This window comes from Streptomyces sp. NPDC006733, assembly GCF_040636125.1.
GTDB lineage: Bacteria > Actinomycetota > Actinomycetes > Streptomycetales > Streptomycetaceae > Actinacidiphila.
The window spans coordinates 61,275-83,467 of the sequence record NZ_JBEYJD010000016.1 but is presented as its reverse complement, the minus strand read 5'-3'; the positions used below and the strand labels follow the sequence as shown (position 1 = coordinate 83,467).

The window sequence follows — 22,193 nt, the reverse complement described above, 5'->3', positions numbered from 1 at the left end:
ACAATGCGCTCTGTGACCGTTCTCACCGCTGACATGTGACCTGCGATTTAGGGACCTACCGTCCACGGGGATAACCTGCGAGACGGACATGCCGCGTACTTCGGTGACCGTGTGCGCCCTCCTTGTGACCGCGTAGTCACGCCTCCCGTAACGGCACGTTCGCGTAGAAAACAAACCGCGATCACCAAGGACGGACGCGCGTGGACCTGTTCGAGTACCAGGCGAGGGATCTCTTCGCCAAGCACGGTGTACCGGTGCTGGCCGGTGAAGTCATCGAGACGCCCGAGGCGGCTCGTGAGGTGACCGAACGTCTGGGTGGCCGCGCGGTCGTCAAGGCGCAGGTCAAGGTCGGTGGCCGAGGCAAGGCCGGCGGCGTGAAGCTGGCCTCCGACCCCGCAGACGCGGTCGCCAAGGCCGACGCCATCCTCGGCATGGACATCAAGGGCCACACGGTCCACAAGGTGATGCTTGCCGAGACCGCGGACATCGCGGAGGAGTACTACGTCTCCTTCCTGCTGGACCGCACCAACCGCACCTTCCTCGCCATGGCCTCGGTCGAGGGCGGCGTGGAGATCGAGATCGTCGCGGAGGAGAACCCCGACGCGCTGGCCAAGATCCCGGTCGACGCCAACGAGGGCTGCACCCCGGAGAAGGCCGCCGAGATCGTCGCCGCGGCCAAGTTCCCGGCCGAGATCGCCGACCAGGTGGCCGACGTCCTGCAGAAGCTGTGGACCGTCTTCATCAAGGAGGACGCCCTCCTCGTCGAGGTCAACCCGCTGATCAAGTCCGGCGACGGCAAGATCATCGCGCTCGACGGCAAGGTCTCGCTGGACGAGAACGCCGAGTTCCGCCAGCCGGACCACGCGGCCCTCGAGGACAAGGACGCCGCCAACCCGCTGGAGGCCGCGGCCAAGGCGAAGAACCTCAACTACGTCAAGCTCGACGGTGAGGTCGGCATCATCGGCAACGGCGCGGGTCTCGTCATGAGCACCCTCGACGTCGTCGCGTACGCCGGTGAGAAGCACGGCGGTGTCAAGCCCGCCAACTTCCTCGACATCGGTGGCGGCGCCTCCGCCGAGGTCATGGCGAACGGCCTGGAGATCATCCTCGGCGACCCGGACGTCAAGTCCGTCTTCGTCAACGTCTTCGGCGGCATCACCGCGTGCGACGAGGTCGCCAACGGCATCGTCCAGGCCCTGGAGCTGCTCAAGTCCAAGGGCGAGGTCGTCAGCAAGCCGCTCGTCGTCCGGCTGGACGGCAACAACGCGGAGCTGGGTCGCAAGATCCTGACCGACGCCAACCACCCGCTCGTGCAGCGCGTGGACACCATGGACGGCGCGGCCGACAAGGCCGCCGAGCTCGCGGCTGCGAAGTAAGGGACAAGGTCACCACACCATGGCTATTTTCCTGACCAAGGAAAGCAAGGTCATCGTCCAGGGGATGACCGGCGCCACGGGCATGAAGCACACCAAGCTCATGCTTGCGGACGGCACCAACATCGTTGGCGGCGTCAACCCGCGCAAGGCCGGCACGAACGTCGAGTTCGACGGCACCGAGGTGCCCGTGTTCGGCTCCGTCGCCGAGGCGATCGAGAAGACCGGTGCCGATGTCACCGTCATCTTCGTGCCGCCGAAGTTCGCGAAGGACGCCGTCGTCGAGGCGATCGACGCCGAGATCCCGCTGGCCGTCGTGATCACCGAGGGCATCACGGTGCACGACTCCGCCTCGTTCTGGGCGCACGCCGGCGCCAAGGGCGGCAAGACCCGCATCATCGGCCCGAACTGCCCCGGTCTCATCACCCCGGGCCAGTCCAACGCCGGCATCATCCCGGGCGACATCACGAAGCCGGGCCGTATCGGCCTGGTCTCGAAGTCCGGCACGCTCACGTACCAGATGATGTACGAGCTGCGTGACCTCGGCTTCTCGTCCGCCGTCGGCATCGGTGGCGACCCGATCATCGGCACCACGCACATCGACGCGCTGGCCGCGTTCGAGGCGGACGCCGACACCGACCTGATCGTCATGATCGGTGAGATCGGTGGCGACGCCGAGGAGCGGGCCGCGGACTACATCAAGGCCCACGTGACGAAGCCGGTCGTCGGCTACGTCGCGGGCTTCACCGCCCCCGAGGGCAAGACCATGGGCCACGCGGGCGCCATCGTCTCCGGTTCGTCGGGCACCGCCCAGGCGAAGAAGGAGGCCCTGGAGGCCGCCGGCGTCCAGGTCGGCAAGACCCCGTCGGAGACGGCCCGCCTCGCGCGCGCCATCCTCGCCGGCTGACGTTCGCCGTCACGTCGTACGACCGCGGGCCCGTCCCTTCCAGGGGGCGGGCCCGCGGTCGTTCCGCTGTGTGGGGCGGCCGGTCAGGGCAGCTTCGGCGGCCGGGACGCGAGGGGTGCGGGGGGAGTGCTCCGGACGGGCTCCGGCGCGCCCTGCCACGGAACGGCCGGCGCGGTCACCGCGGTCGGCCCCGCGTGGTGCGGCAGATTGCCGACGCGGTCGTACGTGACGACCAGCGCGGCCCCCGTCGCTCCGGCGATCACAGCGGTCAGCGCCACCGCGGCCAGCGTCCTGCGGTGCACGTTGCGCTCGCTCGTGTCGCGCATCCGGGCGGCGGGCAGCTCGGCGGGGACGGCGGGCTCCGCGCCCTCCACCCGGGCCGGGTCCGCTTCGATGAGGGCCTGCAGCCGTGCCGGGGCCTGCTCGCCCAGCTCCGGGACGGCCGCGCTCAGCGCGTCGCGCGCCCGGGTGATCCGGTTCGCCATCGCGACCGTGCTCGCCTCGCTCTCGGCGGCGGCCACGGGCAGGTCGAGTCCCAGGCCGTCGTAGAGCAGGAGGGCCTGCCGCTGGGCGCGCGGCAGCCGCAGCAGGGCCGCCCGCAGCATCCGGTCCTGCTCGGAGCCGGAGGCCGCCGCCCGGACCGCGGCCCCCGGGCGCGTGCGGTGCCCGGGGACCCACTGCTGCCACGGGGAGAGCGCGAAGGTGTACGCCGTCGCCCGTACCCAGCCGACCGGATCGGGATCCGCCGCGACCTCCGGCCACCGCTGCCACGCGAGGTCGAACGCCCGGCGCACCGCGCGCCAGGCCAGGGCGGGGTTCCCGGTGAGCAGCTCCACCTGCCGCACGAGACCGCGCACGCTGTGCGTGTACAGGCCGTCGAACGCGGACTCCGGCAGTGAGGCCGCGCTCCGCGCGGTCGCCGCGGTGAGCGCGGTCAGCACGGTCGCCTCGGTCGCCGAGGCCCGCGCCGCCCGGGGCGCCTTCGGCGGCGTCAGGGCGGGGGCGTGGCGGACCTCGGTGACGTCAGGGGCGGCGGGGGCGACCGTGACGGGTACGGCGGAGGCGGGCGTGGGCTCGGGGCCGGCCGGGGGGCGGGGCTTGGCGCGCCGCTGCGGTGCGCTGGGGGGCTTGCGCGCGCGCTTGGCGGCGACGTCCGGGCGCTGGGGCTCCGTCTTCGCGGCGCTCTTGGCACGGGCGGCGCGCTTCTCCGCCTTCCGCGCTGTCACGCGCCCGACCCCTGTACGAACGATGATGTGAAAACACGCATAACGTCATATTGAGCGACACGACGGCCATTTGCCCGCTACCCTCTCAATTCGGTGTGTTCTTGGCAGCATGGGTCGACGTGACCCACATGACGGACCGCCCTCCCGCCCTGCCCGAGCGTGTCGCGGACCGCCGCCGCGCGTCCGCGGCGGCCACCGCGTTCGGCGCCGGGGTGGTCGCGGCCGGCCTCGGGCTCGGCGCCCTCGCCGTCGTCGTCCTCATCCTGTGGATCACCTCGCCGTTCCCGGACAACGGGCTCGACGGGGCGCTCTGCATGGCCGCCGACCTGTGGCTGCTGGCCCACGGCGGCGCCCTCGTGCGGACCGAGACGCTGTCCGGGGTGCCGGCGCCGATCGGCGTCACGCCGCTGCTGCTCACCCTGCTGCCCGCCTGGCTGCTCTACCGGGCCGCGGCGGACGCGGTCGCCCCGCCCGATAGCGGGGACGACAACGACGGCAGCGACGGAAGCGACGGCAAGGACGAGGACGGCGGGGACGCCCCCGAGCGGCGGACGGAGCCGCGGACCGCCGCGGTCGCCGCGTGCTGGCTCGTCGCCGGGTATCTGGCGATCGGCGTCGGCGTCGTGCTCTACACCTCCTACGGACCGGTGCGCAGCGATCCGCTCGACGCGCTGCTCCACCTGCCGGTCGTCGCCGTGCTCGCGGCCGGGGCCGGCGCGTGGTCCGGCTGCGGGCGGCCCGTGCTCGCACTGCCACGGGCGGTACGCCGCCGGCTCGACGCCCTCGCGCTGCCGCGATCGCTGACCCTCCCGGATGGCGGGCTCGCGCTCGCCGCGCGGGCCGCCGCGGCGGCCACCGCCGTGCTCGTCGGCGGCGGGGCGGTGCTCTGCGGAGCCTCGCTGGTCTGGCACGAACGGCAGGTCGGCCACTCGTTCGGGCAGCTCAGCGCGCCGCTGTCGGGGCAGTTCGCGGTGCTGCTGGTCGCGCTCGCGCTGGTGCCGAACATGGCCGTGTGGGGCGCGTCGTACGCGCTCGGGCCCGGGTTCGCGGTGGGGGCCGGCAGCGTCGTGGCCCCGGTCGGGGCCGGCGGGAGCCTGCCCGGCGCCCTGCCGAACTTCCCGCTGCTGGCCGCGCTCCCGGCGCCCGCCGCGTCGCCGCTGCACTGGGCGGTGCTGCTGCTCCCGGTGCTGGCCGGGGCCTGTGCGGCCCGGCTCGTCGGCCGCGGCGCCGCGGGCGGCTCCTGGGGTCCCGCCCGGACGGCGCTGGTCGCCGTCGTCGCCGCGCTCGGTTGCGGGGCCGCCACCGGGTTCCTCACCGCGTGGTCGTCCGGCCCGATGGGCTCGGGCCCCCTCGCGGACTTCGGCCCCGTGTGGTGGGCGGCGGGGGGTGCGGCGCTGGGCTGGACGGTGCTCGTCGGAGTGGCGGGGGCGCTGGCGGTGCGCTGGTGGCACGTGCGCGTTCCGGCGGAGCCGGTGTCCTGGGGCGAGCGCTGGGGCACAGCTCGGCGGGTGTTCCGCTGGCACTGGGGCCGGCCGGGATGGCGGTGGGCCGCCCGGCTGTGGCCGGCGCGGTGGCGCAGGACCCGGTCCGGGCCGCAGGACGGTACGGCGGCCACCGAGCCCGCGGTCGCCGACCCGAAGGCCACCGGCTCCGCGGACACCGGCCCCGCGCTCCCCGGCCCCGCCGTCATCAAGCCGCCGGAGAGCCGGCCCGAGCCGCCGGACATCCGGCCCCTGCCGCCGGTGCTCCCGCCGTGGGACTGATCGGGACGCGCCCCGTCGACAAACGCGCCCCCGGCCGGTGATCCGACCGGCGACTACCCGTCGTTCCCCATGAACGAGCGCAGCGGCTTCGGCAGCAGGTCGACGCAGGCCTCGCTCGACGGCGTCGTCAGCGCGTCGCGCTTACAGGTGACGTAGTCGTCGTAGACGAACTGGAAGGTGAACGTGGCGGCCACGATCGCCAGGGTGACGGCGCTGGTGATGATGCCGCTCCAGGCCGCCGCCGCGAAGGACCGCTGGGAGGCGGGGGCCGCCGGGGCGGGGCGGGCGGTGCCCGCGCCGGACTCGGCCATGGCCGCCGCCGCCTCGGCCCGCGCCGCGGCGCGGTCCTCGGGCTTCATGCGCAGGGCGCTGATGCCCCAGTAGAGGGCGAGGGCGCCGAGCAGCAGGGCGATCTCTGTCCAGCGGAAGAGCGAGAAGATCAGGCCCCAGCCGCCGCAGACCAGCGCGTACCGCGAGCGGCGCTGGGCGGGGTCGGTGGGGTCGAAGCGCGGGCCGGTGGGCTGCGAGGGGGTCTCAGGACCGCTGGGGCGGTTGCCGAAGCCGTCCTGACGGCCGGGCTGCTGGCTGCTCCACTGGCCGCCCCAGCCGGGCGGCGGCGGAGGCGTGCCGTTGTCTGGGCTGCTGTCGCCGCCCTCGGGCGCGCCCTCGGGGCGCCGCGGCTGCCAGGGCTGTTCGGGGGCGCCTTCGGGCGGCGGGGCGAACGGGTTGTCCTGCTGTTCGCCCTCGGGCGCACGCAGCGCGATGGTGATCGGTCCGCTGCTCATGATTGGTTGCGCCATCCCCTTGCCGTCGACTCCTCATGTCGTATGCGTCACGCGCCGGGCGCGCGATAACCGTTCCTGCGGAAGACGCTACCTTCCGCGCGCTCCCCCGTCCCGTGGGGGGACCTTCGCGTGCCGGTATCGTTGCTGACGGTCGGCGGCCTCGTAGGGTTCCCTGAAGGGCGGGAACCCGGTGGCTCGTACGATCCTCCAAATCCGCACGGTCTCGAGAGAGAGCCCCGCCAGTGGCTGCGCACACCCCGGCTCGTCTAGTCGTCCTCGTCTCCGGTTCGGGGACGAATCTGCAGGCGCTGCTCGACGTCATCGAGAGCGATCCCGCGTACGGGGCGACGATCGTCGCGGTCGGCGCCGACCGCGACGGAATCGTGGGCCTGGAGCGCGCCGAGCGGGCCGGGCTGCCGGTTTTCGTGGTCAAGGTGAAGGACTACGCCGACCGGGCGGCCTGGGACCTCGCGCTCGCCGAGGCGACCGCGGAGCACCGGCCGGACCTGGTGGTCTCGGCCGGCTTCATGAAGATCGTGGGGAAGGAGTTCCTCGCGCGGTTCGGGGGACGGTTCGTCAACACGCATCCCGCGCTGCTGCCGAGCTTCCCGGGCGCCCACGGCGTCAAGGACGCGCTCGCGTACGGCGCGAAGGTGACGGGCTGCACCGTGCACTTCGTCGACGACGGCGTCGATACCGGCCCGATCATCGCCCAGGGGGTGGTGGCCATCGAGCCGGATGACACGGAGGAAGCGCTCCATGAGCGCATCAAGGAAGTCGAGCGAGGGCTGCTCGTCGACGTCGTGGGGCGGCTGGCCCGCGACGGGTATCGCATTGAGGGACGAAAGGTATTGCTGCGACATGGTTGAGGGCGGCATGAACTCCGAAGGTACGAAGCGGCCGATCCGGCGCGCGCTGGTGAGCGTGTACGACAAGACCGGGCTGGAGGAGCTGGCGCGCGGGCTGCACGAGGCGGGCGTCGAACTGGTGTCGACCGGGTCGACCGCCGCGCGCATCGCCGCCGCCGGGGTGCCCGTCACGCCGGTGCAGGACGTCACCGGCTTCCCCGAGTGCCTGGACGGCCGGGTCAAGACCCTGCACCCCAAGCTGCACGCCGGCATCCTCGCCGACCTGCGTCTCGAGGACCACCAGCGGCAGCTGGCCGAGCTGGACATCAAGCCGTTCGAGCTGGTCGTCGTGAACCTGTACCCGTTCAAGGAGACCGTCGCCTCGGGCGCGTCGCCCGACGAGTGCGTGGAGCAGATCGACATCGGCGGCCCGTCGATGGTCCGCGCCGCCGCCAAGAACCACCCCTCCGTCGCGGTCGTCACCAGCCCCGAGCGGTACGCGGACGTCATCGCGGCCGTCCAGGGCGGCGGGTTCGACCTCGCCGGGCGCAAGCGGCTCGCCGCCGAGGCGTTCGCGCACACCGCCTCGTACGACCTGGCGGTCGCGTCCTGGTTCGCCGCGGAGTACGCGGCCGACGACAGCCCGTTCCCGGACTTCACCGGCGTCTCCCTCACCCGGCAGCACGTGCTGCGCTACGGCGAGAACCCGCACCAGGCCGCCGCGCTCTACAGCGACGGCAGCGGCAAGGGCCTCGCGGGCGCCGAGCAGCTGCACGGCAAGGAGATGTCGTACAACAACTACACGGACACCGAGGCCGCGCGCCGGGCCGCGTACGACCACGCGGAGCCGTGCGTCGCGATCATCAAGCACGCCAACCCGTGCGGGATCGCGGTCGGCGCGGACGTCGCGGAGGCGCACCGCAAGGCGCACGCCTGCGACCCGCTGTCGGCGTTCGGCGGCGTGATCGCGGTCAACCGCCCGGTGAGCGTGGAGCTCGCCGAGCAGGTGGCGGAGATCTTCACCGAGGTCATCGTCGCCCCCGCGTACGAGGACGGCGCCGTCGAGGTGCTGGCCCGCAAGAAGAACATCCGGGTGCTGCGCTGCGCCGACGCGCCGGCCGGCGCGGGCGAGCTGCGGCCGATCGAGGGCGGCGCTCTGGTCCAGGTCAAGGACCTGCTGCAGGCCGAGGGCGACGACCCGGCCGACTGGACGCTGGCGACCGGCGAGGCGCTGGACGCCGACGAGCTGGCCGACCTGGCCTTCGCCTGGCGCGCCTGCCGCGCCGTGAAGTCCAACGCGATCCTGCTCGCCAAGGGCGGCGCCAGCGTCGGCGTCGGCATGGGGCAGGTCAACCGGGTGGACTCGGCGAAGCTCGCGGTGGAGCGGGCGGGCGAGGAGCGGGCGCGCGGTTCGTACGCGGCCTCCGACGCGTTCTTCCCCTTCCCCGACGGGCTGGAGATCCTGCTGGCGGCGGGCGTCAAGGCCGTGGTCCAGCCGGGCGGTTCGGTCCGTGACGAGCTGGTCGTCGAGGCGGCGAAGAAGGCCGGCGTGACGATGTACCTCACCGGCACCCGGCACTTCTTCCACTGACCCGGAGCGATCCGGAGCGGCTCGGGGCGACCCGGAGCCGAGAGCGGCCCGCATCCCCCTGGGGTGCGGGCCGCTCTCGTGCACGGGCTCTACGGGCGCTTCACCACGACGGTGTGCATGATCTTGTCGGCGAAGGTCTGGTTCTTCTCGTCCCACAGCGGCCACAGGTAGCCGATGTAGCAGGCCATCCCGTCGAGGGCGTGGCACAGCCGGCGGACGAACGCCATCCCGAAGCCCAGCACCTGGCCGTCGGCCTCGCGCAGCAGGTGGATGCCGCAGATCTTCTTGCCCGGGGTCTGGCCGGTGGAGCCCTCCCGGTAGCAGAGCCACAGGGTGCCCGCGAGGCTCAGCAGGCCGCCGATGGCGATCAGCGCGAGGGAGCTGCCCGGCATGGGAGGAACGGGGCAGGTGTCGGTGTTGGCCGCGTCGCAGTCGTTGACGGCGTCGACGAACACCTTGATGAACTTCGCGTAGCCGATCATGAGCAGGACGGTCGGGACCAGGCCGACGATCAGGAAGTCCAGCAGCGTGGCGCCGAAGCGCGCGCCCCAGCTCGCCAGGGGCGGCATCCCCGGCGGCAGGCCTGTCTGCGGGTACCCGTACTGGCCCTGGTTCTGCTGCGGGAACGCCGGCGGCTGCTGCGGGTAGCCGTACCCCTGCGGGGGCTGCTGCTGCGGCTGCTGGTCGTAAGGGTTGTTGGGGCCGGGCGGATAGCTCACGTGCGGTTTCCTCCGAGCGGGGACGTGGAGCGTGGGGACGCAGGGCCACATCGTCCTGGTCACGGCGGCGGCTGCGCAAGGCGCGCGGTGGCGATCGGCTACCCGGATTCGTCGGCGGGACCCCCCATCCGGAAAGATGGGGGCCATGACCGCCCAGATTCTCGATGGCAAGGCCACCGCAGCCGCGATCAAGTCCGATCTCACGTCCCGCGTGGCGTCGCTCAAGGCCCGGGGCATCGTGCCCGGACTGGGCACCCTGCTGGTCGGTGAGGACCCGGGCAGCAAGTGGTACGTCGCGGGCAAGCACCGCGACTGTGCGCAGGTCGGCATCGGCTCGATCCAGCGCGAACTGCCCGACACCGCCACCCAGGAGGAGATCGAGGCGGTCGTCCGGGAGCTGAACGCGAACCCGGAGTGCACCGGCTACATCGTCCAGCTGCCGCTGCCCAAGGGCATCGACACCAACCGGGTCCTGGAGCTGATGGACCCGGACAAGGACGCCGACGGCCTGCACCCGATGAGCCTGGGCCGCCTCGTGCTGAACGAGACCGGCCCGCTGCCCTGCACCCCGAACGGCATCGTCCAACTGCTGCGCCACCACAAGGTGGAGATCAACGGCGCGCACGTGGTCGTCGTCGGCCGCGGCATCACCGTCGGCCGCTCGATCGGCCTGCTGCTGACCCGCCGCAGCGAGAACGCCACCGTGACGCTGTGCCACACCGGCACCCGCGACCTCGGCGCGCTGCTGCGCCAGGCCGACATCATCGTGGCGGCGGCGGGGGTGGCGCACCTGGTCAAGCCGGAGGACGTCAAGCCCGGCGCGGCCGTGCTGGACGTCGGCGTCAGCCGGGACGCCGAAGGCAAGATCGTCGGTGACGTCCACCCGGGCGTGGCCGAGGTCGCCGGCTGGATCTCGCCGAACCCCGGCGGAGTCGGCCCGATGACCCGCGCGCTGCTGCTGGCCAACGTCGTCGAGGCCGCCGAGCGCGCGGCCGCCGGCCATGCCGGCTGAGCCGGAGTCCGACGGGGCCGTGACGGGCGAGGCGGCCACCGGCCGCCCGCACCGGTACGCCCTGTGGACGCGTACCACCGCCCGCCCCGAGGGCGGCGGCCGGGCGGCCGGCCGGGACGCCTCGGCGCCGGCCCGGCAGTGGCCGATCCTGGTGGTGCTCGGCGGGGTCGCCCTCGGCCTGGTGCTGATCGCGGCCGACCACTTCCGGGCGGGCGCGGTCATCGTCGGGGCCGCGCTGCTCGTGGGCGCGGCGATGCGGTTCACGCTGCCGCGGGTCGGGATGCTGGCCGTGCGCAGCCGCTTCACCGACGTCATCACGTATCTGCTGCTCGGTACCGGCATCGTGCTGCTGGCGCTGATGGTGCAGCCGGATCCCATCCTGGACGTGCCGTTCCTGGAGGACATCATCCGCTTCTCGGTCCGCTGACCTGGGGGCCGGGCGCCTCCCGACGGCGATCCGGGGCGGCGGTGACCGGGGCCACACGGCCGCGGGTCATCTGTCCGGCCGGGGCGCGATAGCCTGGCGGCGGGTCTCTTGATGCCGAGAGACCCACGTTCCGGGGCTAGGGACGCTGCCGGGGCGGCCAGATTTCCCGCAGGAAAAGGCCAGGAGAAGGCAATGACTCGCACCCCCGTCAACGTCACCGTCACCGGAGCGGCGGGCCAGATCGGCTACGCGCTGCTCTTCCGCATCGCGTCGGGCCATCTGCTCGGCTCGGACGTGCCGGTGAACCTCCGCCTCCTGGAGATCCCGCAGGGTCTCAAGGCCGCTGAGGGCACCGCCATGGAGCTCGACGACTGCGCGTTCCCGCTGCTGCGCGGCATCGAGATCACCGACGACCCGAACGTCGCCTTCGCCGGTGCGAACGTCGCGCTGCTCGTCGGCGCCCGCCCGCGCACCGCCGGTATGGAGCGCGGTGACCTGCTCTCCGCCAACGGCGGCATCTTCAAGCCGCAGGGCAAGGCGATCAACGACAACGCCGCGGACGACATCAAGGTCCTCGTCGTCGGCAACCCGGCCAACACCAACGCGCTCATCGCGCAGGCGGCGGCCCCGGACGTACCGGCCGAGCGCTTCACCGCGATGACCCGCCTGGACCACAACCGGGCGCTGTCGCAGCTGGCGAAGAAGACCGGCACCACGGTCTCCGACATCAAGCGCCTGACGATCTGGGGCAACCACTCGGCGACCCAGTACCCGGACATCTTCCACGCCGAGGTCTCCGGCAAGAACGCCGCCGAGGTCGTCAACGACGAGCAGTGGCTCGCCGACACCTTCATCCCGACCGTCGCCAAGCGCGGCGCCGCGATCATCGAGGCCCGTGGCGCCTCCTCGGCCGCCTCGGCCGCGAACGCCGCCATCGACCACGTGCACACCTGGGTCAACGGCACCGCGGCCGGCGACTGGACCTCCATGGGCATCGTCTCCGACGGCTCCTACGGCGTTCCGGCCGGTCTGATCTCGTCCTTCCCGGTCACCACCAAGGACGGCGCCTTCGAGATCGTCCAGGGCCTGGAGATCAACGAGTTCTCCCGCGCCCGCATCGACGCTTCGGTCAAGGAGCTCGAGGAGGAGCGCGACGCGGTCCGCGCCCTCGGCCTCATCTGAGCCACCCGCACGCCACGACGGCCCGCCGCCGGTCCCCGCGAGGGACCGGCGGCGGGCCGTCGCGCTGCCGGGCCGTTGCATCGCACAGGAATATCGTCCGAAATTCATCCGGCGGCGCTCGTGTCCTTTATTCTGGGAACTCCGGATTACGTTCAACTCGCGCTATTCATGCATGAGTTCGACGATCGGGGGGCGAATGTCCGTTCCCGCGCACCGCGACACGCGCACGGAAGCCACCCGCCTGCTCTGCGCGGGTGTCTACCTCGACGCCGACTTCCGCAGCCAGGTCATCGAGCAGCTGGTCCAGCACGAGGAACGCCCGGTCGCGCCGTCCCTGGGCGTCGACGCCGTCCCGGTCCTGGCGTACGCGCTGCGCGCCCGCAGCCAGGAGGCGCAGACCTCGCTGCTGCTGCTCTTCGTCTGGGCGGTGTTCCTCGCCGTCGACTACAGCGCCGGCGGCCCCGTGCCGGGGCTGCCGATGGTGTGGGCGCTGAGCTACGCGGTGCTGTGCATGATCCTGTGGGCGTCCTGGGCCGCCACCGGCCGGGGCACCGCCGTCTACGCCCTGGACCGGGCCACCCTGCGCAAGGCGCTGCTCGGCCGCCGCGGCCGGCTCACCAAGCTGGCGCCGATCGGGCCGCGGCTGCTGCTGGCGGTCTACTGGATCGCGGCTCTCCTGATCTTCTTCCTGGACGGCGCGGCCGACTGGCCGGCGGTGTTCTTCCCGCTGCTGCTCGTGGTGCCCGTCTGGATGCACCGCGCCCACGTCTCGGGCGTCATGCGCAACGAGCTGTCCCGCTCCCGGTTCGCCGTCCTGCCCCGGCCGCGGCTGCCCCACGGGCACTCCTACCGGCGCATCGAGGCGGCCATAGAGCGTGAACAGCACGCCGGGCTCACCATCTACGACCCGTTCCGGCCCTTCATCGGCGCGGGGACCCCGTACGAGCCGTGGTCGTTCGCGCTGGAGCTGAAGCGGCGGGAGCCGGCGGACGCGGACGCGCCCCAGCTCACCAGCCGCATGGTCATCGAGCTGATCCGGCCCCGGCTGGAGGCGCTGCGCCAGTCGGCGGCCGAGACCAGCAGGGACCGGCTCAAGGACCTGGAGATCGAGGAGTTCGTCTACCTGCCGGTCGGGGTGCCGCGCGGCGAGGTCTCCTACGACCGGGGCATCGTCGGCCGGCACGTCGCCGACGCGGTCGACGAGGGCGGCGAGGGCCGCCGGTACTTCCTGCGGATCCGGGTGGGCGCGTGGGACGAGCAGGTCGTGGTCTCCGTGCTGGTCCGGGTGCACACGCAGGGCGGGATGCTCGTGCTGGAGGTCGCGCCGCACATCCTGAGCCCGGTCCGCCCGGAGTACCGGGCGGTCGACGTGATCGCCGGACGCGGCTCGGAGGACGTGTTCCGCGACGGTGTGCGCGCCCTGCTGACCGGCCCCACCGCCGGCTTCGCCGCCGCGGTCTCCAGCATCCGGACGATCGCGGCCGTGTTCAGGACGTGGCTGGCCGACGCGCAGCGCGCGCTGCCGGACGGGCCCGCCACCTCGGTGCGGGAGATGGGCAGTTCGCGGGAGATCTCGCTCTTCCAGGAGATGGACATCAGCCGCTACGTGAAGACGATCGAGGACCGGATCGCGAGCGGCGTGCGGGACGCGCTGAGCGGCCAGGGATACGAGACGGACCGCTTCGAGCAGCAGATCGTGCAGGTCGCGGAGGGCGGCTTCTACATCGGCTCGATGAGCGGCGGCGCGGTCGCCGCCGGCAGCGGGGCACAGGCACGGCACACCACAGGGGGAGACACGAAATGACACAGGACCGGAGCGGGCCCGAGCCCGCCGGCGAGGACGACGAGTCACCGCGGCCCGAGCCCGGCTCCGCGCGGGCCGCGGGCGGCGGGATCTCCATCGGGCGGATGTCGGGCGGGGCGGTGGCCAGCGGCCACCGGTCCTCGGCCGAGGACCGCTCCGAACGGATCGGGACACCGCCGCCGGACGACGGCCCCGCGGCCGCGCCGGCGGCGCCGGGCGCGGGCGGGATCAGCGTCGGGTCGATGTCGGGCGGAGCGGTGGCGGCCGGGCGGGAGTCCCGCGCCGTCGACGCCTCACGCCAGTTGATCGCCGCGTCGCCCGAGCTGGTGACGGCCGTCAGGCTGCTGCGCGCGCAACTGCCGCTGCTGGCGCGGACCGAGGACGACCACCTCGACGAGGTCGCGGAGGAGCTGGCGGACGTCGCGCACGAGATCGACAGGACCGGACGGACCGAGCGAGGCCGGCTGGAGCGGCTGCGGTCGCTGCTGACCGTCGGCGGTACCGCGGCCGGCGGGCTGGCGTCGGCCCTCGCGGTCGTCCAGGCCATCGCCCAGCTGCTGGGATGAGGGGGGCGACATGAGCCACTGGGACGCCGACCGGCAGCAGTGGGTGCGGGGCCCCGAGCCGGACCGGCAGCGGCCGGGGCCGTACGAGCCCCCGCCGTCGTACCCGTCCGGGGAGCCCTACGAGCCTCCGGTGTACCCGTCCGGGGCGTCCGGGGCGCCGTACGAGCCCCCGGTGTATCCGCCGCCGCCGGACCACCTTCCGTCGTCGAGCGAGGTGACGCACGACGCGACCCGGTACGAACCGCCGGTCCTGGGACCCTCGTACGGCCCGCCGCCGGGGCCGCCCGGCCCGCCGCCGGGACCGCCGCGGGGCTGGTCGCGCGCGACCGTGCTGACGGCCGTCGTCGTGTCCGTGGTGCTGGCGGCCGGGCTCGGGTTCGGCGGCTGGGCGCTCCTGCGCCACCAGGGAAAGGGCGACGGCACGGGCCCGGCGTCGAGTTCGTCGTCCTGGGAGCAGCCGTCGACCGACAGTTCGTCCGACAGCCCGTCCGGCAGCCCGACCGACACGTCCCCCTCGACGGAGTCGTCCTCGCCCTCCGACAGCCCGAGCGCCGACGGGAGCACCGCGCCGGCCGGCTTCGTGCGGACGTCCGACCCGGCCGGGTTCAGCCTGCTGGTCCCGGAGGACTGGCGGGAGCGCAGCACGGAGGGCGACAGCGTCTTCTACAAGACCTCGGACGGCACCAGCCTGATCCAGGTGTTCGCGCTGCGGGGCCCCGAGACGACGCCGTTCGAGTCACTGCAGGCGACGGAGGACACGGTGGCGAAGAACAACGGCTACCAGCAGATCCGGTTGGAGCGGCTCGGGTCCGGCGCGGGCGACCCGGCCGAGCTCGAGTACAGCTATGTCCGCACCGACGGCACCGTCCGGCACGTCGTCGTCCAGGCCTTCACCGACCCCAGCGCCGTCCAGTACGCGCTGCTGGTGGCGGGCCCGGACAGCGACTGGTCGGCGCACGAGGAGGTCTTCCGCAACGTCCTGTCGTCCTTCTGCACCACCGGCCACTGCCCGCCCGGCAGCGGCTGAGCCGGCGGCCGGTCCCGGCCGGTCCCGGCCGGTCAGCGGCCGGCGGCGCGTCCCGGTTCGGCGAGCAGCGCGCACAGCGCGTCGAGCGCGCCGCTGAAGGCGTGCTCCGGCGGCGACCCGAAGCCGACCACCAGGGCGCCGGGTCCGTCCGCCGGGCCGCTGTAGGACTCCAGACCCGCCAGCGCGAGGCCCGCGCGGCTCGCGCGGGCGACGAGGTCGCCCACCGGGGGCGAGCCGGGGGGCAGTTCGAGGACGGCGTGCAGTCCGGCCGCGATGCCCGACACCCGCACGCGGGGGGCGTGCGCGGCGAGCGCCGCGACCAGCCGGTCGCGGCGCGTGCGGTAGTGCAGCCGCATCCGCCGCACGTGGCGGTCGTAGGCGCCCGAGCGGATCAGCTCGGCGAGCGTGAGCTGGTCCATGACGGGGGAGTGGCGGTCGGCCGTCCGCTTCTCCTCCACCACCGCGTCCAGGAGCGCGGGCGGCAGGACGAGCCACGCGAGCCGGATGCCGGGCGCCAGGCTCTTGCTGGCGGTACCGGCGTAGACGACGTGGCCGGGGGCGAGCCCCTGCAGCGCGCCGACGGGCTGGCGGTCGTAGCGGAACTCGCCGTCGTAGTCGTCCTCGACGACCGTCCCGCCGGTGGCGCGCGCCCACTCCACCACGGCCGTGCGCCGCTCGGGCGAGAGCGGCGCGCCGGTGGGGAACTGGTGCGAGGGCGTCAGCAGCACCGCGTCCGCCGCCGGGCGGTGGTGCGGGCCGAGCCCGTCGAGCCGGGCGCCGTCGCAGTCCACGGGCAGCTCGACGGTGCCGAGGCCCGCCGTGCGCAGGATCCGGCGGGTGTCGGGGAAGCCGAGCGCCTCGACGCCGATCCGGCGCGCGCCGCGGGCGCGCAGCGCGCGGGCCAGCAGCCCCGTCCCTTGCACGAACCCCGAGCAGATCAGCATCAGCCCGGGATCGGCGCGCACCCCGCGCACCCGCGCCAGGTACTCCGCGAGTGCCTCCCGCAGCTCCGGGCGCCCGCGCGGGTCCGAGTAGCCGAAGGCGTCGTTGGGGGCGGCGGCCAGGGCGCGCCGGGCCGCGGCGAGCCAGGCGGTCCGGGGGAACGCCGACAGGTCGGAGGTGCCGGGCCGCAGGTCGTAGGGGTAGCCGTCGGCGGCCGGGTTCCCCAGCAGCAGCCCGGACCGCTCGGGAGCGGCCGGGCGGCGGGACGGGCGCGGCGGCGCGGTGCTGCCCGCCACCCGGGTGCCGGAGCCCTGCCGGGCGGCCAGCCAGCCCTCCGCGACCAGCTGGCCGTACGCGTCGGCGACGGTGTTGCGGGCCAGGCCCAGATCCTTGGCCAGCGCCCGCGACGACGGCAGCCGGGTGCCGGCGGCGAGCCGGCCGTCCCGGACCGCGTCGCGCAGCGCCCGCTCCAGGCCGGCCCGCGCACCGGCGCCCGCGGCCAGGTCCAGATGGAGGTCGACCCCGGAAGTGGCCCAGTCGTTCATGTGCCAAGTGGACCATACGGCGGGGCCACTGTCGGCTTAGCGTGGGGGCATGACGACGACCGACCAGACCCCCGTTCCCGCTCCCGCCCAGCGCATCGACCTGCCGACGGTGGCTCCCGACGTCTACGAGGCGATCGTGGCGCTCAACAAGGCCGCCGCCCACGGCCTCGACCCGATGATCGCCGAGCTGGTCAAGATCCGCGCCTCGCAGCTCAACCACTGCGCCTTCTGCCTCGACATGCACTCGCGCGACGCGCGCAAGCTCGGCCTGTCCGAGCAGAAGCTGTACGGCATCGGCGTCTGGCGCGAGACCCCCTTCTTCACCGCCCGCGAGCGCGCGGCCCTGGCCCTCGCCGAGTCCGTCACCCGCCTCGGCGACCACGGCGTGCCCGACGACGTCTACGACGAGGCGGCCCGGCAGTTCGACGAGAACGAACTCGCCCGGCTGATCGCCATGTGCATCACGATCAACGCCTGGAACCGGGTGGGCGTCACCTGCCGCCTGTCGCCCGCCGCGCGCTGAGCGCCCTCCGGCGGGGGTGCGCACGACGCCGTGCGTGAGCGGTGCCGCCGTGCGGGGCGTGGCGCGCGGTCGGCCTACGCGGCGTGACCGTCGCCATCCGCCGGCGCGCCGCCCTCGCCGAAGCGGGCCAGGGCCAGGGCGCCGAGCACGGCCAGCGCGAAGCCGGCGACGGCCAGCGGGGCCAGGCCCGGACGGGTGCGGTCGCCCAGCGCGATCACTCCGACCAGGGCCGGCCCGACGGTCTCGCCGATCACCATGCCGGCGGTGGCGGCGGTCACCGAGCCGCGCTGCAGGGCCGAGGTCAGCAGCAGGAAGGCGGCGCCGCCGCCGACGAGCAGCGCGTACGCCGCCGGATCGGCGGCCAGGGCGCCCGGCGACAGGTCGTCGAGCAGCCGTACCGCGACCTCGACGACCCCGAACCCGATCCCCGCGCCGAACCCCAGCGCGGCGGCCCGCGCCCGGTCCGGCAGCCGCCCGGCGACCACGCCGAGCCCCAGCACCGCGAACGCGGTGCCCAGCACGGCCCACCGCAGCGCGGTGCTCCCGACCCCGTCGCCCTCCCGCCCGGAGGCGAGCCCCAGCATCCCGAGCCCGCCGCACACGGCGGCCACCGCGCCCCACTCGGCGCGCCCCAGCCGCACCCCGAGCAGCCGCGCGGCGGCGACCGCCGTGACGGCCAGGCTCGCCGCCAGCGCGGCGCTGACGGCGTAGATCGGCAGCAGCCGCAGGGCCACGATCTCCAGCCCGAACCCCACCGCGTCGAGCCCCAGCCCGGCCACGTACCGCCACTCGCGCAGTGCCCGCACCAGCAGCCGGGCGTCCACCCCCGACCCGCTGCCGGGGGTGGCGGCCCGGGCCGCGACCGCCTGCAGCACCGACGCCACGCCGAAGCACACGGCCGCGCCGAGCGCGCAGAGCATTCCCACGATCATGCGCCGACCCTAGGCGGCGCGGGGGCCGGCGCCCGGTCTCAACCCGCCAGCACGGCCCGCAGCTGCTCCAGACCCCAGTCCAGGTCCTCCTTGGAGATCACCAGCGGCGGTGCCAGCCGGATCGTCGAGCCGTGCGTGTCCTTCACCAGGACGCGGCGGTCCATCAGCCGCTCCGAGACCTCGCGCCCCGTCCCGTGCCCGGCCGCGATGTCGATCCCGGCCCACAGGCCGCGCCCGCGGACCGCGTCGACCGGGCCCGTGCCGGTGAGGAGGCCCAGCTCGTGGTGGAGGTGGTCGCCGAGTTCGGCGGCGCGCTGCTGGTACTCGCCGGTGCGCAGCATCGCGATGACCTCCAGCGCGACCGCGCAGGCCAGCGGGTTCCCACCGAAGGTGGACCCGTGCTCGCCGGGCCGGTGGACGCCGAGCACCGCCGCCGAGGAGACCACGGCCGAGACCGGCACCACGCCGCCCCCCAGCGCCTTCCCGAGGACGTACATGTCCGGCACGACGTCCTCGTGCTCGCACGCGAACGTGCGGCCCGTCCGCCCGAGCCCGGACTGGATCTCGTCGGCGATGAACAGCACGTCGCGCTCGCGGGTCAGCGCCCGCACGCCCGCCAGGTAGCCCGGCGGCGGCACCAGCACCCCCGCCTCGCCCTGGATCGGCTCCAGCAGCACCGCGACCGTGTGCTCGTCGACGGCCGCCTCCAGCGCGGCGAGGTCGCCGTACGGGACGATCTCGAAGCCGGGCGTGTAGGGCCCGAAGTCGGCCCGCGCCTCGGGGTCCGTGGAGAAGCTGACGATCGTGGTGGTGCGCCCGTGGAAGTTGTTCTCGGCGACGATGATCTTCGCGAGGCCGTCCGGCACGCCCTTGACGCGGTAGCCCCACTTGCGGGCGGTCTTGACGGCCGTCTCGACCGCCTCGGCGCCGGTGTTCATCGGCAGCACCATCTCCATGCCGCACAGCTCGGACAGCTGCGTGCAGAAGTCGGCGAACCGGTCGTGGTGGAAGGCGCGCGAGGTCAGCGTCACGCGTTCGAGCTGGGCCCTGGCGGCGTCGAGCAGCCGGCGGTTGCCGTGCCCGAAGTTGAGGGCGGAGTAGCCCGCCAGCATGTCCAGGTACCGGCGGCCCTCGACGTCCGTCATCCACGCGCCTTCCGCGGTGGCGACGACGACCGGCAGCGGGTGGTAGTTGTGGGCGCTGTGGGCCTCGGCGGCGGCGATGCTGGTCTCAGTGGTCGTCACGTACGTGCTCCGTTCGTGGTGCGTCGGGAGTTGTTGCCTCGGGGCGGGGTGACGCCCCTTTCTATCGTCGGTCGGGCACGGTGCGATGAAACCTTGCGGCACCGGCTGTTCGGGGCGGACGCCCGCGGCGGTGCCGGGGAGGGGGCGATCCTGCTCGGGGGACCTGAGAGAATGGCGGCATGGCCAACGATCGCCCGCCCGTCGCCCCCCACCACCCTCAGCCGAGGGGCTTCGCCCCGCCCCTCACACCGCGGGCGCTCTCCGGTATCCAGCCCACCGCAGGCTCCTTCCACCTGGGGAACTACCTGGGTGCGATCCGCCAGTACGTGGCGCTCCAGGAGACCCACGACGCGTTCTACATGGTCGTGGACCTGCACGCCATCACGGTCCCGCAGGACCCGGCGGAGCTGCGGGCCAACACCCGCCTCGCGGCGGCGCAGCTGCTGGCGGCGGGCCTGGACCCGGACCGCTGCACGCTCTTCATCCAGAGCCACGTGCCGGAGCACGCGCAGCTCGGCTGGGTGATGAACTGCCTGACCGGCTTCGGCGAGGCCGGCCGGATGACGCAGTTCAAGGACAAGTCCGCGAAGCAGGGTTCCGACCGGGCGACCGTCGGCCTCTTCACGTACCCGATCCTGCAGGTCGCGGACATCCTGCTGTACCAGGCGAACGCCGTGCCGGTCGGTGAGGACCAGCGCCAGCACGTGGAGCTGACACGCGACCTCGCGGAGCGCTTCAACGGACGCTACGGCCGGACCTTCACCGTCCCGGCGCCGCACATCGTCAAGGAGACCGGGAAGATCTACGACCTCCAGGACCCGACGGCGAAGATGAGCAAGTCGGCGTCGTCCCCGAAGGGCCTGATCAACCTCCTCGACGAACCGAAGACCTCGGCGAAGAAGATCCGCAGCGCGGTCACCGACACGGACACCGTGGTGCGCTTCGACGAGAAGGAGAAGCCGGGCATCAGCAACCTCCTCACCATTTACTCCACCCTCACCGGTACCGGAATCGCGGAACTGGAGCAGCAGTACGACGGCAAGGGCTACGGTGCGCTGAAGGTTGACCTGGCGGATCGGTTTGTGGAGTGGGTCACACCGTTCCGGGAGCGCACGCAGGAATACCTGGGTGACCCCGAGACGTTGGACGCTGTCCTGGCCAAGGGTGCGGAGAAGGCGCGCGCCGTGGCTGCCGAGACGCTGGCCAGCGCGTATGACCGCATCGGTTTCCTGCCCGCCAAGCACTGAAGCGCACCGGAGCACCGGCGCAGCGCCGTACCGGTGCGGACAGGCCGGGGCGGCAGAAGAGTCCTAGGTCCCACCGGAGTGTGTCCGACGACGCTCGCGGCGCGAGCCGCACACGCGTCACACTGAGAGCAGACCGAAGTGCGCCCACGAGGCGCCGGTGATCAGCGGAAGAGGGGTGAACGCAGTGGGGACGAGCACGATCGGAGTCTCGATCGCGGTCCCGGAGCCCTACGGCCGCCTGCTCCAGGAGGCGCGTGCGGGCTTCGGCGACCCGGCCGCGTACGCCATCCCCACGCACGTCACGCTGCTGCCGCCGACCGAGATCGACTCCGCCGACCTCCCGGCGCTCCGCCGCCACCTCGCGAAGGTCGCGGCGGCCGGCCGGCCGTTCCGGATGCGGCTGGACGGCACGGACACCTTCCGCCCGCTCTCCCCGGTGGTCTTCGTGCGCCTGGCCGAGGGCACCCACGAGTGCACCGAGTTGCAGGGCGACGTGCGCTCCGGCCCCGTCGTGCGCGAGCTGCAGTTCCCGTACCACCCGCACGTGACCGTCGCCCACGGCATCGCCGAGGAGGCGATGGACCGGGCCCACGCGGCGCTCGCGGACTTCACCGCGAGCTGGACGGCCACCGGGTTCGCGCTGTACGAGCAGGGCGGGGACGGGGTCTGGCGCAAGATGCGCGAGTACCCGTTCGGCGTCGACACCTGCGGGGTCGTGCCGCAGCAGCAGGGCGCCCGCGCCACCACGACGCCCCGCTGACCCCCGTCACACCGGCAGTCTCCTGAAGAGCGCGCGCGGCACGTGCCGCAGCGCCGACATGACGTAGCGCAGCGGGCCCGGCACCCACACCGTCTCCGCGCGGCGCCGCAGGCCCGTCTCGATGGCCTCCGCCACCGCCTCGGGGGTGGTGGCGAGCGGCGCTTCCGGCAGGCCCGCCGTCATCCTCGTGCGGACGAAGCCGGGCCTGACGACCATCACGTGCACGCCCGAGCCGTGCATCGCGTCGCCGAGGCCCTGTGCGAAGGCGTCCAGGCCGGCCTTGCTCGACCCGTAGATGAAGTTGCTCCGCCGGGCCCGCTCCCCGGCCACCGACGACAGCACGACCAGCGAGCCGTGCCCCTGGTGCTGCAGCGCGCCCGCGCACACGAGCGCCGAGGAGACCGCCCCGGTGTAGTTGACCTGCGCGATGTGGACGGCGGACAGCGGCTCCTGCTCGTCGCGGGCCTGGTCGCCGAGGACACCGAACGCGAGCAGCACCATGTCGATGTCGCCGTCCGTGAAGACCTTGCCGAGCACCTCCTCGTGCGACCCGGTGTCCAGCGCGTCGAAGGGCACGACGTGCGCGTCCGCGCCCAGCGACCGCAGGTGCTCGGCGGCGGCGTCGAGGGCGGGGGAGGGGCGGCCCGCCAGGTGGACGGTCCTGGTGCGGCGGGCGATGAGGCGGCGGGCGGTGGCGAGCGCGATCTCGGAGGTGCCGCCGAGGATCAGCAGGGACTGGGGGGTGCCGAAGGCGTCTTTCACGTGGCGGA

The 22,193-nt window shown here is 73.6% G+C and carries 21 protein-coding genes; 14 read left to right on the top strand and 7 right to left on the bottom strand.

The features are described 5' to 3' along the window. Positions 1–200 precede the first annotated feature (200 nt). Both sucC and sucD read left to right on the top strand, forming a co-directional pair. Positions 201–1,376 (top strand): ADP-forming succinate--CoA ligase subunit beta, encoded by a 1,176-nt coding sequence (gene sucC / locus ABZ721_RS16415; protein WP_138352981.1) that lies wholly within the window; start codon positions 201–203, stop codon positions 1,374–1,376. A 19-nt stretch (positions 1,377–1,395) separates the two neighbouring features. Continuing rightward, on the top strand, positions 1,396–2,280 hold the full coding sequence (gene sucD, locus ABZ721_RS16410) for a succinate--CoA ligase subunit alpha (protein WP_269271845.1): 885 nt from the start codon (positions 1,396–1,398) through the stop codon (positions 2,278–2,280). An 83-nt stretch (positions 2,281–2,363) separates the two neighbouring features. Here the strand turns inward: sucD and ABZ721_RS16405 are convergent, their stop codons facing one another. Further along, positions 2,364–3,506, bottom strand: a complete 1,143-nt coding sequence (locus tag ABZ721_RS16405; RefSeq protein ID WP_358789291.1) for a sigma factor-like helix-turn-helix DNA-binding protein — start codon at positions 3,504–3,506, stop codon at positions 2,364–2,366. Between the two features lie 128 nt (positions 3,507–3,634). On the opposite strand from ABZ721_RS16405, the gene ABZ721_RS16400 reads away from it, so the two are divergent. After that, the gene (locus tag ABZ721_RS16400; RefSeq protein WP_358789358.1) at positions 3,635–5,269 is read left to right on the top strand and encodes a DUF6350 family protein; all 1,635 of its coding nucleotides are present in this window, start codon (positions 3,635–3,637) and stop codon (positions 5,267–5,269) included. A gap of 53 nt (positions 5,270–5,322) precedes the next feature. Here the strand turns inward: ABZ721_RS16400 and ABZ721_RS16395 are convergent, their stop codons facing one another. Further along, on the bottom strand, positions 5,323–6,054 hold the full coding sequence (locus tag ABZ721_RS16395) for a hypothetical protein (protein WP_358789290.1): 732 nt from the start codon (positions 6,052–6,054) through the stop codon (positions 5,323–5,325). Positions 6,055–6,296: 242 nt separating this feature from the next. On the opposite strand from ABZ721_RS16395, the gene purN reads away from it, so the two are divergent. Beyond that, on the top strand, positions 6,297–6,923 hold the full coding sequence (gene purN, locus ABZ721_RS16390; protein WP_358789289.1) for a phosphoribosylglycinamide formyltransferase: 627 nt from the start codon (positions 6,297–6,299) through the stop codon (positions 6,921–6,923). 7 nt (positions 6,924–6,930) lie between these two features. Continuing rightward, positions 6,931–8,493 carry a bifunctional phosphoribosylaminoimidazolecarboxamide formyltransferase/IMP cyclohydrolase gene (gene purH, locus ABZ721_RS16385; RefSeq protein ID WP_358789288.1) on the top strand — a complete coding sequence of 521 codons (1,563 nt, stop codon included), beginning with the start codon at positions 6,931–6,933 and terminating at the stop codon, positions 8,491–8,493. An 89-nt stretch (positions 8,494–8,582) separates the two neighbouring features. Here the strand turns inward: purH and ABZ721_RS16380 are convergent, their stop codons facing one another. Continuing rightward, complete coding sequence (locus ABZ721_RS16380) at positions 8,583–9,212, bottom strand: RDD family protein (RefSeq protein ID WP_358789287.1); 630 nt, start codon at positions 9,210–9,212, stop codon at positions 8,583–8,585. A 145-nt stretch (positions 9,213–9,357) separates the two neighbouring features. On the opposite strand from ABZ721_RS16380, the gene ABZ721_RS16375 reads away from it, so the two are divergent. The 6 genes from ABZ721_RS16375 to ABZ721_RS16350 all read left to right on the top strand — a co-directional run bounded on the left by ABZ721_RS16375 (position 9,358) and on the right by ABZ721_RS16350 (position 15,230). Continuing rightward, a complete protein-coding gene (locus tag ABZ721_RS16375; RefSeq protein ID WP_358789286.1) occupies positions 9,358–10,224 on the top strand; it encodes a bifunctional methylenetetrahydrofolate dehydrogenase/methenyltetrahydrofolate cyclohydrolase in 867 nt (288 codons plus the stop codon). Next, the gene (locus ABZ721_RS16370) at positions 10,214–10,651 is read left to right on the top strand and encodes a DUF3017 domain-containing protein (protein ID WP_358789285.1); all 438 of its coding nucleotides are present in this window, start codon (positions 10,214–10,216) and stop codon (positions 10,649–10,651) included. Before ABZ721_RS16375 ends, ABZ721_RS16370 begins: the two co-directional genes overlap by 11 nt. Positions 10,652–10,843: 192 nt before the next feature. Further along, entirely contained in the window at positions 10,844–11,833 is a 990-nt protein-coding gene (locus ABZ721_RS16365) for a malate dehydrogenase (protein WP_358789284.1), read from the top strand. 196 nt (positions 11,834–12,029) lie between these two features. Further along, on the top strand, positions 12,030–13,637 hold the full coding sequence (locus ABZ721_RS16360) for a hypothetical protein (RefSeq protein WP_358789283.1): 1,608 nt from the start codon (positions 12,030–12,032) through the stop codon (positions 13,635–13,637). Next, entirely contained in the window at positions 13,634–14,203 is a 570-nt protein-coding gene (locus ABZ721_RS16355) for a hypothetical protein (protein ID WP_358789282.1), read from the top strand. The genes ABZ721_RS16360 and ABZ721_RS16355 overlap by 4 nt, the downstream gene beginning before the upstream one ends. A 10-nt stretch (positions 14,204–14,213) precedes the next feature. Beyond that, the gene (locus ABZ721_RS16350) at positions 14,214–15,230 is read left to right on the top strand and encodes a hypothetical protein (RefSeq protein WP_358789281.1); all 1,017 of its coding nucleotides are present in this window, start codon (positions 14,214–14,216) and stop codon (positions 15,228–15,230) included. A gap of 32 nt (positions 15,231–15,262) precedes the next feature. On the opposite strand, the gene ABZ721_RS16345 is transcribed toward ABZ721_RS16350, so the two are convergent. Further along, the gene (locus tag ABZ721_RS16345; RefSeq protein ID WP_358789280.1) at positions 15,263–16,717 is read right to left on the bottom strand and encodes a PLP-dependent aminotransferase family protein; all 1,455 of its coding nucleotides are present in this window, start codon (positions 16,715–16,717) and stop codon (positions 15,263–15,265) included. 49 nt (positions 16,718–16,766) lie between these two features. On the opposite strand from ABZ721_RS16345, the gene ABZ721_RS16340 reads away from it, so the two are divergent. Continuing rightward, the gene (locus ABZ721_RS16340; protein WP_358789279.1) at positions 16,767–17,240 is read left to right on the top strand and encodes a carboxymuconolactone decarboxylase family protein; all 474 of its coding nucleotides are present in this window, start codon (positions 16,767–16,769) and stop codon (positions 17,238–17,240) included. 74 nt (positions 17,241–17,314) lie between these two features. Here ABZ721_RS16340 and ABZ721_RS16335 read toward each other — a convergent pair whose 3' ends face one another. Together ABZ721_RS16335 and rocD are read right to left on the bottom strand one after the other, a co-directional pair. Next, on the bottom strand, positions 17,315–18,172 hold the full coding sequence (locus ABZ721_RS16335) for a hypothetical protein (RefSeq protein ID WP_358789278.1): 858 nt from the start codon (positions 18,170–18,172) through the stop codon (positions 17,315–17,317). Positions 18,173–18,210: 38 nt separating this feature from the next. Next, complete coding sequence (gene rocD, locus ABZ721_RS16330; RefSeq protein ID WP_358789277.1) at positions 18,211–19,416, bottom strand: ornithine--oxo-acid transaminase; 1,206 nt, start codon at positions 19,414–19,416, stop codon at positions 18,211–18,213. 179 nt (positions 19,417–19,595) lie between these two features. Between rocD and trpS the strand changes: the two genes are divergently transcribed. Both trpS and ABZ721_RS16320 read left to right on the top strand, forming a co-directional pair. Continuing rightward, a complete protein-coding gene (gene trpS, locus ABZ721_RS16325; protein ID WP_358789276.1) occupies positions 19,596–20,663 on the top strand; it encodes a tryptophan--tRNA ligase in 1,068 nt (355 codons plus the stop codon). Positions 20,664–20,847: 184 nt separating this feature from the next. Further along, on the top strand, positions 20,848–21,423 hold the full coding sequence (locus tag ABZ721_RS16320; RefSeq protein WP_358789275.1) for a 2'-5' RNA ligase family protein: 576 nt from the start codon (positions 20,848–20,850) through the stop codon (positions 21,421–21,423). Between the two features lie 6 nt (positions 21,424–21,429). Here the strand turns inward: ABZ721_RS16320 and ABZ721_RS16315 are convergent, their stop codons facing one another. Continuing rightward, entirely contained in the window at positions 21,430–22,185 is a 756-nt protein-coding gene (locus ABZ721_RS16315) for a decaprenylphospho-beta-D-erythro-pentofuranosid-2-ulose 2-reductase (RefSeq protein WP_358789274.1), read from the bottom strand. Positions 22,186–22,193 lie beyond the last annotated feature (8 nt).